The 13,280-nt window shown below is 71.2% G+C and carries 14 protein-coding genes; 8 read left to right on the top strand and 6 right to left on the bottom strand.

The genetic code is table 11. The features are described from left to right. Window positions 1-2: 2 nt before the first annotated feature. Window positions 3-542 carry a peptide deformylase gene (gene def, locus OG302_RS05755; RefSeq protein WP_371525731.1) on the top strand — a complete coding sequence of 180 codons (540 nt, stop codon included), beginning with the start codon at window positions 3-5 and terminating at the stop codon, window positions 540-542. A 21-nt stretch (window positions 543-563) separates the two neighbouring features. On the opposite strand, the gene OG302_RS05750 is transcribed toward def, so the two are convergent. Next, the gene (locus OG302_RS05750) at window positions 564-1,211 is read right to left on the bottom strand and encodes a TetR family transcriptional regulator (protein WP_361831308.1); all 648 of its coding nucleotides are present in this window, start codon (window positions 1,209-1,211) and stop codon (window positions 564-566) included. Window positions 1,212-1,378: 167 nt separating this feature from the next. Here OG302_RS05750 and OG302_RS05745 point away from each other — a divergent pair, with 167 nt between their 5' ends. From OG302_RS05745 to OG302_RS05730, 4 genes are all read left to right on the top strand, one after another. Further along, the gene (locus tag OG302_RS05745; RefSeq protein WP_371525730.1) at window positions 1,379-2,605 is read left to right on the top strand and encodes an acyl-CoA dehydrogenase family protein; all 1,227 of its coding nucleotides are present in this window, start codon (window positions 1,379-1,381) and stop codon (window positions 2,603-2,605) included. A 145-nt stretch (window positions 2,606-2,750) separates the two neighbouring features. Beyond that, window positions 2,751-3,194, top strand: coding sequence for a MarR family winged helix-turn-helix transcriptional regulator (locus OG302_RS05740; RefSeq protein ID WP_371525729.1), 444 nt, complete (start codon window positions 2,751-2,753; stop codon window positions 3,192-3,194). Then, a complete protein-coding gene (locus OG302_RS05735; protein WP_371525728.1) occupies window positions 3,191-4,588 on the top strand; it encodes an MFS transporter in 1,398 nt (465 codons plus the stop codon). The genes OG302_RS05740 and OG302_RS05735 overlap by 4 nt, the downstream gene beginning before the upstream one ends. A gap of 58 nt (window positions 4,589-4,646) precedes the next feature. Then, complete coding sequence (locus tag OG302_RS05730) at window positions 4,647-5,213, top strand: isochorismatase family protein (protein ID WP_371525727.1); 567 nt, start codon at window positions 4,647-4,649, stop codon at window positions 5,211-5,213. Here the strand turns inward: OG302_RS05730 and OG302_RS05725 are convergent. The 4 genes from OG302_RS05725 to OG302_RS05710 form a co-directional block, all read right to left on the bottom strand. Next, window positions 5,210-5,998 carry a GNAT family N-acetyltransferase gene (locus OG302_RS05725; protein ID WP_371525726.1) on the bottom strand — a complete coding sequence of 263 codons (789 nt, stop codon included), beginning with the start codon at window positions 5,996-5,998 and terminating at the stop codon, window positions 5,210-5,212. The genes OG302_RS05730 and OG302_RS05725 overlap by 4 nt on opposite strands. A 53-nt stretch (window positions 5,999-6,051) precedes the next feature. Next, entirely contained in the window at window positions 6,052-7,092 is a 1,041-nt protein-coding gene (locus OG302_RS05720; protein ID WP_371525725.1) for a type III polyketide synthase, read from the bottom strand. A gap of 111 nt (window positions 7,093-7,203) precedes the next feature. Next, window positions 7,204-8,025, bottom strand: coding sequence for a helix-turn-helix transcriptional regulator (locus OG302_RS05715; protein ID WP_371525724.1), 822 nt, complete (start codon window positions 8,023-8,025; stop codon window positions 7,204-7,206). 433 nt (window positions 8,026-8,458) lie between these two features. After that, window positions 8,459-9,346, bottom strand: a complete 888-nt coding sequence (locus OG302_RS05710) for a Gfo/Idh/MocA family protein (RefSeq protein ID WP_371525723.1) — start codon at window positions 9,344-9,346, stop codon at window positions 8,459-8,461. Between the two features lie 259 nt (window positions 9,347-9,605). On the opposite strand from OG302_RS05710, the gene OG302_RS05705 reads away from it, so the two are divergent. The 3 genes from OG302_RS05705 to OG302_RS05695 all read left to right on the top strand — a co-directional run bounded on the left by OG302_RS05705 (window position 9,606) and on the right by OG302_RS05695 (window position 12,264). After that, window positions 9,606-11,045, top strand: coding sequence for an MFS transporter (locus OG302_RS05705; protein ID WP_371525722.1), 1,440 nt, complete (start codon window positions 9,606-9,608; stop codon window positions 11,043-11,045). Between the two features lie 4 nt (window positions 11,046-11,049). Continuing rightward, window positions 11,050-11,679 carry a TetR family transcriptional regulator gene (locus OG302_RS05700; RefSeq protein WP_371525721.1) on the top strand — a complete coding sequence of 210 codons (630 nt, stop codon included), beginning with the start codon at window positions 11,050-11,052 and terminating at the stop codon, window positions 11,677-11,679. A 138-nt stretch (window positions 11,680-11,817) separates the two neighbouring features. Continuing rightward, on the top strand, window positions 11,818-12,264 hold the full coding sequence (locus OG302_RS05695) for a cupin domain-containing protein (RefSeq protein WP_361831286.1): 447 nt from the start codon (window positions 11,818-11,820) through the stop codon (window positions 12,262-12,264). Here OG302_RS05695 and OG302_RS05690 read toward each other — a convergent pair. Next, window positions 12,237-13,187, bottom strand: coding sequence for a DMT family transporter (locus OG302_RS05690; RefSeq protein ID WP_371525720.1), 951 nt, complete (start codon window positions 13,185-13,187; stop codon window positions 12,237-12,239). The two genes, OG302_RS05695 and OG302_RS05690, sit on opposite strands and share 28 nt — an antisense overlap. Window positions 13,188-13,280: the final 93 nt, after the last annotated feature.

The raw sequence follows: 13,280 nt of genomic DNA, 5'->3' as shown, positions 1-13,280 counted from the left end.
CCATGCGACACGGCTCGATCCCGGGCGCCTCAGGGCGCGTACGACCTCTGACTCTGCTCGGTGACCCCGTGCTGCACAAGCGGTGTGCGGAGGTCACCGACTTCGGCCCCGAACTGGCCCGGCTCATCGAGGACATGTACGCCACGATGTACGCCGCCCAGGGCGTGGGTCTGGCCGCCAACCAGATCGGCGTGAGCCGGCGGGTCTTCGTGTACGACTGCCCGGACGACGACGATGTGCGCCATCTCGGGTACGTGGTGAATCCGCGCCTCGTGGACGTGGACGGGATCACCGTGCGCGGGCCGGAGGGCTGTCTGTCGCTGCCGGGCCTGGAGGCAAGCACCCCGCGTTTCGACCACACGGTGGTGGAGGGCGTCACCATGCTCGGTGAGCCCATGAGGGTGCACGGAACCGGCTGGTTCGCGCGCTGCCTGCAGCACGAGTGCGACCACCTGGAGGGCGGGGTCTACACCGATCACGTCACGGGCTGGCGGCGGCGCAGGGTTCTGCGGGCCGCCGCCAAGGCGCCCTGGAGCGGCTGACCTTCGACGGCCGATCGGTCCTCAGAACCCGGGGCCGCCGACGCGGTTGCCCGCCGCGGCGAGCCGTCCCCACAGCAGGTCGGCCAGGCTGCTGACCAACTCGGCGCGCGGGCACGGCCGTTCGCCGAGCCACCAGTCGCCCGCCGCGTGCATCATGCCGACGATGCCGTGCCCCCAGACGCGCGCGAGCTGCGCGCTGCCGGGGCCGAGGTCGACCCGCTCCTCGATGACCTGCGCGAGCTCCTCGCCCATGCGGCGCAGGACGGGCGCGGAGTGCAGGCCCACGTCGAAGCCCTGCTCGCCGGGTGCGGCGCCGTCCGAGGGGTGCATGAGGAAGCGGTAGACCTGCGGGCGGGACTCGATCGCCGCGAGGTAGGTGTCAAGCGTCTGCTCGACCCGCTCCCGGCGCTCGGCCGGGGCGTCCAGGGCGGCGCGCAGCGATTCGAGGAGTGCGTCGGTGTGCCGCTTGGCGAGCGCGGCGTACAGTCCGCCCTTGTCGCCGAAGTGCCGGTACAGGATCGGCTTGGTGATGCCTGCCTCCGCGGCGATGGCGTTCATCGAGGCGCCGGGCCCGTCACGCAGCACCACCCGGTCGGCTGCCTCCAGCAGCTCGCGCCGCCGACGCTCGGCAGACCGCTGCTGATCGGTCTGCTGTGTGGTGGTCTCCATAGCGTTTCTCTCCCCGCCCATGCGATTGCGCCCCGCACGCGCAACGTAACACCCCGCGCGAGGCGGCGATCGAACGGGCGGCCGGGAGTTGACAGCGGCTACCGGCCGGTAACAGACTCCAGTTACCGCAAGTAACGCACGTCTTCACCGCAGGTCCTGGAGGGGTCATGGCCGAGTTCACCATGGAGCTCAACGACGAACAGAAGGAGGTCCGGGACTGGCTCCACGGGTTCGCCGCTGACGTCATCCGCCCTGCTGCCGCCGAGTGGGACGAGCGCGAGGAGACCCCCTGGCCGATCATCCAGGAGGCGTCGAAGCTGGGGATCTACTCCCTCGACTTCTACGCCCAGCAGTTCTTCGACCCCACGGGCCTCGGCATCCCGATGGCCACCGAGGAGATCTTCTGGGGTGACGCGGGCATCGGCCTGTCCATCATGGGCACGGGCCTGGCCGCCGTCGGCGTCCTCGCCAACGGCACCGAGGAGCAGATCGGCACCTGGATCCCGCAGATGTACGGCGACGTGAACGACGTCAAGGTCGCCGCCTTCTGCTCCTCCGAGCCCGACGCGGGTTCCGACGTGGCGGCGATGCGCACCCGCGCCGTCTACGACGAGGCCAAGGACGAGTGGGTCCTCAACGGCACCAAGACCTGGGCGACCAACGGCGGCATAGCCAACGTGCACGTCGTCGTCGCGGTCGTCGACCCCGAGCTCGGCTCCAAGGGCCACGCCTCCTTCATCGTCCCGCCCGCCACCCCCGGTCTCTCGCAGGGCCAGAAGTTCAAGAAGCACGGCATCCGCGCTTCGCACACCGCCGAGGTCGTCCTGGAGGACGTGCGCGTCCCGGGCCACTGCCTCCTCGGCGGCAAGGAGAAGCTCGACGAGCGCCTCGCCCGCGCCCGTGAGCGTGCCAAGACCGGCGGCGAGCGCGTGAAGAACGCCGCGATGGCGACCTTCGAGGCGTCCCGCCCGGCGGTCGGCGCCATGGCTGTGGGCACGGCCCGCGCCGCGTACGAAGAGGCCCTGGAGTACGCCAAGACGCGTACGCAGTTCGGTCGCCCGATCATCGACAACCAGGGCGTCGCCTTCCAGCTCGCCGACATGGCTACGCAGATCGACGCAGCGCGTCTGCTCGTCTGGCGCGCCTCGTGGATGGCGAGCACGGGCAAGAAGTTCGAGTCGGCCGAGGGCTCCATGTCCAAGCTGTACGCGAGCGAGGTCGCCAAGAAGGTCACCGCGCAGGCGGTGCAGATCCTCGGCGGCAACGGCTTCACGCGTGAGTACCCGGTGGAGCGCATGCACCGGGACGCCGCGATCTACACGATCTTCGAGGGCACGAGCGAGATCCAGCGCCTGGTGATCGCGCGCACGCTGTCGGGGATGCCGATCCGCTAGCGTGCCCGCTGCACGTGAGCCTTCCGCCCCTGTCGCTCCCGCGACAGGGGCGGTCTGCGTGCGGGGTGCAGCGTGACGGGAGTGCCGGGCCGGGCTGCGCAGTAAGACTTGCAAGTTTACCTGTCTACCTCGTACGGTGCTGAGCATGAGCGCACACTCCGGTGACCCCACCCCCGAGCAGCTCGCCGCCGATCTGTCGGGCGCCGTCCGGCGGCTCGTACGGCGCTTCCGGGGCGTCTCGCCGCAGACCGGCCTCAGCCCCTCGCAGCGCTCCGTGCTCGCCCGGCTCGACGGTGACGGCCCCACCACCACCGCGGGCCTCGCCCGCGCGGAGCTCGTACGGCCGCAGTCGATGCGGATGACCGTGTCCGCGCTGGAGGAGATGGGGCTCGTCGGACGCAGTCCGGACCCCGACGACGGGCGGCAGTCCGTCGTCTCCGTGACCGATCAGGGGCGGCGCACCCTCACCGAGATGCGGGCCGCCAAGCGCGACTGGCTCGCCGCGGCACTCGCCGACGAGCTCGACCCGGCGGAACGCCGCCAACTGGCCGATGCCGTCGAGCTGTTGGAGCGGCTGGTGCGCAAGTGAGGGCGGTGCCGTCCGCACCGGCCCGCCCGATACCGGGCACGCGTCCCGCCTTCGGGGCCCGGCTCACCGCGCCCCTCCTGCTCGGCTCCCTGCTCAATCCGCTCAACACCACGATGATCTCCACCGGCCTGGTGGCGATCGGACACGACTTCGGCGTCGGCGCCTCCGACACCGCCTGGCTCGTCTCCGTCCTCTACCTCGCCAGCGCCGTCGCCCAGCCCGTCCTCGGCAGACTGGCCGACAGCATCGGGCCGCGCCGGGTCTTCCTCGGCGGGCTCGTGGTCGTGGTCGCCTCCGGCCTGGTGGGCGCGTTCGCCCCCGGATTCCTGTGGCTCCTCGTCTCGCGGCTGCTGCTCGGCATCGGTACGTCGGCGGCGTACCCGGCCGCGATGGCCGTCCTGCGCGACGAGTCACGCAGGCTCGGCACACCGACCCCGCGCACGGTCCTCGGACGCCTCTCCTTCGCCGCCCTCGGCAGCGCGGCGATCGGCCCGACGCTCGGCGGACTGCTCGTGGCGACGGCAGGATGGCGCGGGATCTTCGCGGTCAACGTCCCCGTCGCGCTCATCGCGCTCGGCTGCGCGCTGCGCTGGATCCCGGCGGACGGGCCACGGGCCGAGCGGGCGAAGGGCGGTGGTTCGAACACGCTCGACCCGCTCGGGATACTGCTCTTCAGCTCCGCGCTGACCTGCCTCGTCATCTTCCTGCTCGACCTGGCCCACCCCACCTGGTGGCTGCTCGCCCCCGTGGCGGTGCTCTCCACCGCCCTCACCTGGTGGCAGCTGCGCCACCCGCATCCGTTCATCGATCTGCGCATGCTGGGCACCAACCACGCGCTCGCCCGCACCTACCTGCGGCACGGCCTGAGCTACCTCGTCGTGTACTGCGTGATGTACGGCTTCACCCAGTGGCTGGAAGAGGCCCGCGGCCTCTCGTCCCTGCACACCGGCCTCGTCATGCTGCCCATGTCCCTTGCCGCGCTGGCCTGTTCGCTGCTCGGAGCCCGTACGAAGGGCATCCGAGCCCCGCTGGGCATCGCCTCCGTCCTCCTCGTGGTGGGCGGCACGCTGCTCTTCTTCACCACGGGCGGCACCCCGCTGGCCGTGCTCCTTCTGACGGGCGCGTGCTTCGGCATCCCGCAGGGATTCATGGGCACCAGCAACCAGGCCGCCGTCCAGATGTACGCCCCCGCCGACGCGATCGGCTCCGCGGCGGGGCTGCAGCGCACGGCCCAGTACATCGGGGCCATCGCCGCGTCCGGCCTGATCGGCCTCGCCTACGGGCAGCGGGCCGACGACGCCGGACTGCACCTCATGGCCGGGGTCGGCACCGTACTGGCGCTCGCCCTGGTCGTCCTGACCCTCACCGACCGGGCGTTGCGCGCCCGCACCTGACCCTCCCGATCACCCCGAATTCCCCGCCCCGTAAGCCCGTAAGAGAGAGACCAGCACCATGACTGCCACCACCCTCGACCCCACCACCGCCCTCGTCCTCGTCGACCTCCAGAAGGGCATCACCGCCCTGCCCACGGCCCACCCCTCCGCGGAGATCGTCGAACGGTCCGCCCGCCTCGCCGACGCCTTCCGTGAGCGCGGCCTGCCCGTGGTCCTGGTCCTGGTCCGGGTCACCGGCGGCGCCCCCGGGCGCACCGAAGGCCCCGCCCGTGGCGGCGAAGTGCCCGCCGACTGGGCGGACCTGGTGCCCGAACTCGGCCGCGAGGACAGCGACATCGTCATCACCAAGCAGCAGTGGGGCGCCTTCTACGGCACCGACCTCGACCTCCAGCTGCGCCGCCGCGGCGTCACCCAGGTCGTGGTCGCCGGTATCGCGACGAGCATCGGCGTCGAGTCGACGGCCCGCGCGGCGCACGAGCACGGCTACCACGTCACGGTCGCCGTCGACGCCGTGACCGACATGGACGCCGAGGCACACCGCAACAGCATCGAGAAGATCTTCCCGAGGCTCGGCGAGACGGACACGGCGGACGCGATCGCGAAGCTGCTGCCGGCCGCCGGCTAGGGCTGGTACACGTACGGCGTCGTGACGCTCAGCGGCACGAAGCCCAGGCGTTGGAGGATCGGGCGGCTGTCGTCGGAGGCGTCCACCTGGAGATAGCGGCAGCCGCGTTCGGCGGCGACGCGGGTGCGGTACGCGACCAGGGCGCGGTAGATGCCCTTGCCGCGCCACTCGGGAGCGGTGCCGCCGCCCCACAGGCCCGCGAAGTCGGTGCCGGGGTAGAACTCGATCCGGGCCGAGCTGACCGGCACGTCGCCCGCCATCGCGACCACGGCGACGATCGTCTCGGGGGTCTCGGTCAGCTGGGTCAGGACCCGCTTGCTCAGCCGCTCGCTGAGCCCCGAGCCGTCCTCGCCGAAGGCGATCTCATGGGCGTCGGCCATGAGCCGCACGCCTGCCGCGTCCGTCACCGGTACCAGGCGCACCCCCTCCGGCACCTCGGGCTCCACGGACAGACCGGCGACCTCGGCCACCATCACCGTCTCCGGCGGCTCGGGGACGAAGCCGGCTGCCAGCAGGTGCTCGGCGAGGTCGGCGGGCCGGTCGTGGGAGTACAGCTTCCACTCGAACTCGCGCCCTGCCGACGTGAAGTACCGCACCTGCTCGGCGATGACGGCATCCGCCGTGGCCGCATCGACGTCCGCCCAGTGCACACCGTTCCAGTCGTGCTCCGCGCCGATCTGCCGGATGACCGCCCCGGCATGCTCGACGCGTGCGCCGGGACTGTCCGTGCGCACCTCGCGCCGGAGCTGCCGGTCGTACGTCTCCAGTACCGCGTCTTGATTCATGCGAGCACTTCAGCAGGGGCAGTGGGCCGGGGCAAGGGGATTACTGCCGCCGGTCACGCCTGCCAGTGGCAGCGCAGCGCCGCGGTGGCGAAACCGGGTCCGAAGGCGACCATGACGCCCTCGGCACCATCGGCGGGGGGAGCGGCGTGGGTGCGTTCGAGGACGCGCAGGACGCTGACGCCGCCGAGGTTGCCCTCGTCGGCCAGGGTCTCGCTGGAGTGGCGCACGTCGTGCGAGCTCAGGCTCAGGGCGGTGGCGGTGTCGGAGATGATGCGGGGGCCGCCGGGGTGAATGACGGCGAAGTCGGGCTTCTGCGGGCCGTGCCAGTCCAGGACGGCGGGCAGCACGTCGTCAGTGGCGGCGAGGGCCTTCTTGGTGGAGTCGAAGTGGAATCCGTCGGTGCCGATCCGTCCTTGATAGCGGTCGAGGCTGTCGGGCAGGACGTACTCCAGGCTGTCGTCGATCGCGATCCCCGGCCCCAGCGGTTCGCTGGTGAGAACGGTCGCGGCTGCCGCATCCCCGAACAGCGCCTTGTAGATCATCGATTCGATCGTGGTGTCGGCATGGTTGTAGACAGTGGATATGACCTCCGCGGCGACCACCAGGACCTTGCTGCCGGGTCGGGCGGCCACGAGGTCGGCGGCGCGCAGCAGGGCCTGGGCGCCGCCGGCGCAGGCCAGGGTCGTCAGTGCGATGCGGCGCACGGTGGGACGTAGTCCCAGGCGAGCCACGAGATGTACGTCGAGGTTGGGCACCGCCCAGCCGGTGACATGGGCGGTGACGACCGCGTCGATGTCCTCGGCCGCGAGCCCGGCGGTGTCGAGAGCCGAGTGGGCCGCGCGCTCGGCCATGTCGACGGAATCCTGGAACGCGGTCTCGGCGCGCAGGCTGATCCCGCCCCGGCCCGCGATGCCGGGGGAGTCGACGGGGCGCGTGAAATAGCGGGTGTGAACACCACAGTTGCCCACGACCCGGAGGATCGCGGCGAGCCGTGGGTGGTCGGGGTGGTGTACACGTATGTCGTCCGCGATCTCTGCGGTCGTGACCTTGTGGTCGCCGAATACGGTCTGGGGTCTTGAGACGTAGGCGGGCACGAGGTGACTCCCACTGGTTGGTCGGATGTGGGGGGGTGCGGCACAACGTACTTCACCGCACTGATCTGGTACCCCTCCGACAACCGGAGTCCTGGAGATCGTGTCGTTCGGTCAGTGGGCCCGCAGCATGGGAGCCCGCGTGTGGGAGCGCTTCTCGCCGGGGTGGAACACCATGATGATCAGCCGGGCGCCGGGCGCCGTCATGGGCTGTGCGGCGCACATGGTCAGCCAGCCGGGGCCCTGCTGGGCGTGGTGCAGGGGACGCTCGTCGCCGTCCGGGTGCGAGACGAAGTCACCGGCTCCGTAGAGGGGAGCGGCTTCGGGGTCTTCGAGTACTTCCTTCTCGATCTGGCGCAGGGATTCGTCCTCCGGCCGCGCCGCGAGCGCGGCACGCAACTGGGGCAGGACCATGGGGGCCCATGCCGTGTGCCAGTCCGTCAGGGCCTCGCGTCCCTCGGGATCGAGGAGCATCCAGCGCATCGTGTTGCCGGGCACGTTCCCGTTGGGGAACAGGTCGGCGAAGGGCTGGTTGTAGGCGAGCATGTCCCACGAGGCGTCGGTGACGTAGGCCATGTGCCCGATGCTCTCGACGGCCTCCTGCCAGACCCCCGGGATCTCCTTGCCGGACGACAGGTGCAGCGGCCCGGGGGGTTCCTGCAGCAGCGCGAACCGGCAGAGCGACACCCACTCCTGCTCATTGAGCCCGAAGAGCCGTGCGACGTCCCGCAGCAGCGAAGCAGGCGGATTGGGGTAACTGCCCGACTCCAGGCGGTGATACGTCCCGATGGCACGGTGCAGCAGCTGGTCGACCTGGTGCTGGGAGAGGCCGCGGGCGCGCCGCCCCTGGCCCGTGGGGCGGCTGAAGCCGTGCGATTCGGGGGCGATGAGGGCACGTCGTTCACGGAGCAGAGCGCGGAGCGCCGTCTTGTTCATGGTGAGTAATCCCTCTTGGTGCACGCCGAGTTGAGCATCAGCAGTCTAAATATTCTCACCAGCTTTAATAGTAAAGATTGCCCGAAGAAAAACGATCAGTGGGTGCGGCATCATGGGTGGAGCGGAACCACCGACCTGCGAGTTCGAACGTCGGTGGGCACGCGGACACAACTGTGGGGCACCTTGACCGAGGAGCTCGAAATTGGCTGAAATTCCTCGGCGTTGGGTACCCCCTAGGCCTATTGGGCCGCTGCGGGAAGAGTATGGATCGGTTGTTCGTATTCCGATGCGTGTGGTCGGAAACGTCGCACTCGGGACGTACGACGCATGACTTCCCGAATCGGTTCCTGGGCCCACTGGCTGCGGCCGGTGCCGTCACTCGCCATTACGTAGCGGCCACGGTACCGGCCGCCCGCGGTTGTCCCCGGGCGGTTCACCCGGCGGGAAGCTGTTCCTCGGCCCGCGCCAGGATCTCCGTCACGCGCAGACCGAACCGCACGTCACATGCGTGTGGTTGGCCGGATCGCGCCGATGCGACGAGCGCGTCGACCGCCGAGCGGAAGGCGTCGAGCGCTCCGCCTCCCGAAGGCATCAGCGCCGTCCCCGCCTCGCCGCGCAGCTCCACCGTCACCCCCGCCGCCTTCGGCGGCGTGCTCAGGCTCAGCGCCGCCGTGCTCGACGCCCCGCCGTCGTGCCGCAGGACCAGATGCACCAGATCTCCCCGGCCGGGCACCGCCGTCACTTCGGTCACGTCGCCGAGCACCGGCAGCAGGATGGAGAGGGCGTGCGGGCCGACGTCCCACAGGCCGCCCCGCTGGGCCCGCCACGGCGAGGAGAACGGGCTGGTCCCGTCCGCCGAGTAGAACGAGCCGTACCAGTCGGCGCGGCCCGCGAACCAGCCTTCCGCCGCCGCCTGTTCCGTCACCCAGGCCGACGTCGGTCCGGCGAAGCGCAGGGTGAAGAAGACGACGGACGCCACCCGGGCCGCCCCGGCCGCTTCCGCGAGATCGCGCGCCGCGGCCACCGTCGTCGCCACCGGCTTGTCCAGGAGCAGATGGCAGCCCGCCGCCGCGGCCCGCGCGGCCAGCGGCGCCTGCACGTCCGGCGGCACGGCGAAAGCCACCGCGTCGCTCGCGGCGAACAGTTCGTCCACGTCCGCGTATGCCGTGGCCGCGTGCGCCGACGCGAGCGCGTCCGCCGCGTCGGGGCGCCTTCCCCACACGCCGTGGAACTGCACGTCCGGGTGCGCGGCGAGCGCCGGAGCGTGCGTGGACGAGGCCCACGGACCCGTTCCGACCAGTCCGCATCGCAGTTTTTTCATGGTCGGCATTATGGCTGACTCCATACCGTCGGCGATGGCGAGGCCCAGTGGTGGCAAGGCAGTCGAGCGCACTTCGCTCTCGCGCCCAAGCGGCGAGTGGCTTGATCTCGATTCCGAACTCAACGGTGGTGAAATCCGATTCACCCACTATGGTGAATTCCAATTCACTTGGCTTTGCCTCCCTTTACTTCTGGACACCCGGGCCCGTGCCGGAGGGATCATGAAGTTCGCCCCGATATCTTCCGCACATAGCGCTGGCATGTGCGCCCGTCCGACGGTTCCGGTGCTGGCCTTCGGCGGCATTCTCATGGCGGTCACGCAGACGGTGGTCGTGCCGCTGCTGCCCGATCTGCCGCGCCTGACCGGCAGTTCACCCGGCGCGGTGTCCTGGCTGGTCACCGCCACCCTCCTGGCCGGCGCCGTCCTCACGCCCGTGTTCGGCCGGGCGGGCGACATGTACGGGAAGAGACGGGTGCTGCTCGCCGCGCTCGGCCTGATGACCGTGGGCTCGACCGTGTGCGCGTTCACCTCCGACATCCGGGTGCTGATCGCGGCCCGCGCGCTGCAGGGAGCGGCGGCCGCCGTCGTCCCGCTGTCGATCAGCATCCTGCGGGACGAACTTCCGCCGGAACGCACCGGTTCCGCGGTGGCGCTGATGAGCTCGACGGTCGGGATCGGGGCGGCGCTGGGCCTGCCGCTCGCCGCGCTGATCGTGCAGTACGCGGACTGGCACGCCATGTTCCGGGCCACGAGCGCGCTGGGCGCGATCGGTCTCGCCCTCGCCTGGTGGACCGTACGCGAGTCACCGGTCCGCTCGCCGGGGCGCTTCGACACCTGGGGTGCGCTGGGGCTCGCCGTCGGTCTGGTCTGCCTCCTGCTCGCCGTCTCGCAGGGCGGCCAGTGGGGGTGGGGCAGCGTGCCCGTGGTGAGCCTGTTCGCCGGCGCCTGCGTCGTCCTGGCGGTGTGGTGCAGGCAGCAACTCCGCGCGAAACAGCCCTTGGTGGATCTGCGCCTGGCGTCCGGGCGCCGGGTGGCGCTGCCCCATGTGGCGGCGCTCCTGGCCGGATTCGCCTTCTACGCCAACTCGCTGGTGACCGCCCAGCTGGTGCAGGCACCTGTGGCGAGCGGCTACGGACTCGGCCTGTCGATCGTGGCGACGGGGCTCTGCCTGCTGCCCAACGGCCTGATCATGCTGGTGCTCTCGCCCGTGTCGGCCCGCGTCTCCACCGCGTACGGCGCCCGTGTGACGCTGGCGATCGGGTCCGGTCTCATCGCCCTCGGCTACGTCGTGCGCATCATCGACAGCCGCCACCTGTGGGTGATCATCCTGGGGGCGGCCGTCGTGTCGACGGGAACGACGTTCGCCTACTCGGCCCTGCCCACCCTGATCCTGCGGGCGGTTCCCCTCGCGCAGACCGCGTCCGCGAACGGCGTGAACGTCCTGATGCGCACCATCGGGCAGAGCGTGTGCAGCGCCGCGGTCGCCGCCGTGCTCGTCCGGCACACCACCATGATCGAGGGGGTGCACGTGCCGACCCTGCCGGGCTACCAACTGGCCTTCGCCATGGCCGGAGCCATCGCACTCGTCGCCTGCGCCGCGGCCATCGCCATACCCTCGGACGCGGCACCGGACGGCCCTCGGCGGCCCGCCGGACGGCCAGGACCCACGCAGGAGACGGCCCTGGAAGGAAGCAGTTGACGCCATGGAGACCTCTGACCACCCGGCCGCACCCGCCCCCGGCGCGGCAACGGCATCCGGCGCTCCCGCTCCCGCCCCTGCCCCCGCCCGCCGTGACGCCGAAGCGACCAAGGCCGCCATCGTCCGCGCCGCCCGCCACCTCATGGCCCGGCACGCCCACGCCGACATCACGCTCAAGGCGGTGGCCGAACGGGCCGGTGTGAGCGCGCCGTTGATCCTGAAGTACTTCGGCAACAAGGACGCGCTCTTCGCCCGCATCATGTCCTTCGAGGCCGACGCCGAGGCCCTGCTCGACGCACCGCTGCCCGTACTGGGCCACCACATGGTCCACCACCTGCTGACCGGCCAGGCCGAGCACGGCGCCGACCCCATCCTGCGGATCGTCTTCGCCCCCCTCCACCGCGAACAGGGCGACACCCTGCGCGGCAACTTCCGTACGCAGGTGGTGCGCCGCCTAGGTGAACGCCTCGAAGGGCCGGACGCGGGTCTGCGCGCCGAGCTCGCGGTGGGCACGCTGCTCGGCCTGGGCGTGATGTACGGAATAGCCCGCGGGCCCCACCTGCGCGGCACACCCGTCGCCGAGATCACCGAGCGGTACGCGCCCACGGTGCAGGCCTTCCTCACCCCGCCGTGAGGGCGGCCGGCGAGCGAGTGCGGTGTGTCCGCCGCATGCGCCGCCCCGGCTGCGTATCGTCGGCCGTGCGGTCGCGCCGACAGCCGGAGAGCTCCTCGGCCTCCGTGTCCCCACCGACCTCCGGAACGGAGAGCACGCATGAACGACGCGAGTGAACGCCCCGCCCTGGCGAGCGAGTTGGGCATGGAGCCGCATCCGGAAGGCGGCTGGTTCGTCGAGACCTGGGCGTCGGGCCACTCCTTCACGCCCACCGGCTACCCCGGCGCGCGGACGGCGGCCACCGCCATCTACTTCCTGCTCTGCCCGGGAGAGGAGTCCCGCTGGCACGTGGTGCGCTCCGACGAGATCTGGCTGTGGCACCGCGGCGGAGCCCTTGACCTGCGCCTGGGAGGTGACGGCGAGCTCCCGAAGGAGGGCGCGGCACCCATGCGCCTGGGCCCGGGAGTCGAGCACGGCGAGCGCCCGCAGATCCTGGTCCCCGGCGGTGTGTGGCAGGCGGCGCGCCCCACCGGCGACGAACCGGTCCTGGTGAGCTGTGTCGTCGCGCCCGGCTTCGACTACGCGGACTTCCGGCTGGCGGACTGACGCGGCGCGGCGGTGGCCGCCTCCGCCTCCCGCCCGGAGCGCACCACCGTGGCCGTCGAGTCCTTGCCCCGGTGCACGACCGCGACCGCCGCGAGCCCGACCGCGAGGCCCAGCGCCGTCTGTACGCCGAAGGGTTCGCCGAACATCAGGGCGCCCCACAGGGCGGTCACCGGCGCCATCAGGAACATGAGCGTGTTGACCTGCGTGACACCGGAGCGCCGCAGGATCAGCCAGTAGAGCCCGTACCCGCCGAAGGTGGAGAGGGTCACCAGCCAGCTGATCGCCGCCCAGAACGACGACTCGGCCGGCGGTGTCGCGGCGCCCGCGCCCACGGCGAGCGCCGTGAAGATGACGGCGCTGGTCACGCAGTGGACCGTCATGGAGACCGCCGGGGCGACCGGGTGGGGGGAGCGGCGGTCCAGGAAGGTCGCCGCGACCAGCGAGAACATCCCGAGGAACGGCACCAGGTAGGCCCACCAGGGCGCATCGGTGCCGCCCATGGCGTCCGCCGCGGTCACGATGACGACCCCGGTCACGCCGAGGCCGAGGCCCACCCACTGCGTGCGCGAGACGTACTGGCCGAGCAGGGGGCCGGCCAGGGCGCCCGCGACCAGCGGCTGGGTGCCGTCGATCAGGGCGGTGGTGCCGCTGGAGACGCCGAGCTGGATCGCGTAGTACACGGTGAGCAGATAGCCGCTCTGCGACAGCGCCCCGACCACCGCCTGCCGTAGCGCGTCGCGGGCCGTGAGTCCGCGCCAGGAAGCCCGTGCCACGGTGAGGGCGACGACCACGAGCACCAGGGCCAGCGGCAGGAACCGCCACATCAGGACCGTGACGGCGGACGCGCTCCCGGCGCCCAGCTTGGCTCCGATGAAACCCGAGCTCCAGGTCAGTACGAACGCGATCGAGAGCAGGACGTTCATGGCGTTCCTCCGATGGCGGTTGCGGTTCTTGGAGGCCGTCAGGAGTGGACGGTGAAGTAAACCGATCTGTTTACTGGCTGCCGAGTATACAGA

This window comes from Streptomyces sp. NBC_01283, from assembly GCF_041435335.1.
GTDB lineage: Bacteria > Actinomycetota > Actinomycetes > Streptomycetales > Streptomycetaceae > Streptomyces.
Note: the sequence above shows the minus strand (reverse complement) of the source record. Positions and strands in the feature narration are given on the sequence as shown.

What these genes read in the sequence shown, in the direction of transcription:
- OG302_RS05745 (WP_371525730.1), top strand. Translation starts at nt 1,379, where the DNA reads ATGGCCGAGTTCACCATGGAGCTCAACGACGAACAGAAGGAGGTCCGG.
- OG302_RS05710 (WP_371525723.1), bottom strand. Translation starts at nt 9,346, where the DNA reads ATGAAAAAACTGCGATGCGGACTGGTCGGAACGGGTCCGTGGGCCTCG.
- OG302_RS05700 (WP_371525721.1), top strand. Translation starts at nt 11,050, where the DNA reads ATGGAGACCTCTGACCACCCGGCCGCACCCGCCCCCGGCGCGGCAACG.
- OG302_RS05690 (WP_371525720.1), bottom strand. Translation starts at nt 13,187, where the DNA reads ATGAACGTCCTGCTCTCGATCGCGTTCGTACTGACCTGGAGCTCGGGT.
- def (WP_371525731.1), top strand. Translation starts at nt 3, where the DNA reads ATGCGACACGGCTCGATCCCGGGCGCCTCAGGGCGCGTACGACCTCTG.
- OG302_RS05725 (WP_371525726.1), bottom strand. Translation starts at nt 5,998, where the DNA reads ATGAATCAAGACGCGGTACTGGAGACGTACGACCGGCAGCTCCGGCGC.
- OG302_RS05715 (WP_371525724.1), bottom strand. Translation starts at nt 8,025, where the DNA reads ATGAACAAGACGGCGCTCCGCGCTCTGCTCCGTGAACGACGTGCCCTC.
- OG302_RS05695 (WP_361831286.1), top strand. Translation starts at nt 11,818, where the DNA reads ATGAACGACGCGAGTGAACGCCCCGCCCTGGCGAGCGAGTTGGGCATG.
- OG302_RS05705 (WP_371525722.1), top strand. Translation starts at nt 9,606, where the DNA reads ATGTGCGCCCGTCCGACGGTTCCGGTGCTGGCCTTCGGCGGCATTCTC.
- OG302_RS05740 (WP_371525729.1), top strand. Translation starts at nt 2,751, where the DNA reads ATGAGCGCACACTCCGGTGACCCCACCCCCGAGCAGCTCGCCGCCGAT.
- OG302_RS05730 (WP_371525727.1), top strand. Translation starts at nt 4,647, where the DNA reads ATGACTGCCACCACCCTCGACCCCACCACCGCCCTCGTCCTCGTCGAC.
- OG302_RS05750 (WP_361831308.1), bottom strand. Translation starts at nt 1,211, where the DNA reads ATGGAGACCACCACACAGCAGACCGATCAGCAGCGGTCTGCCGAGCGT.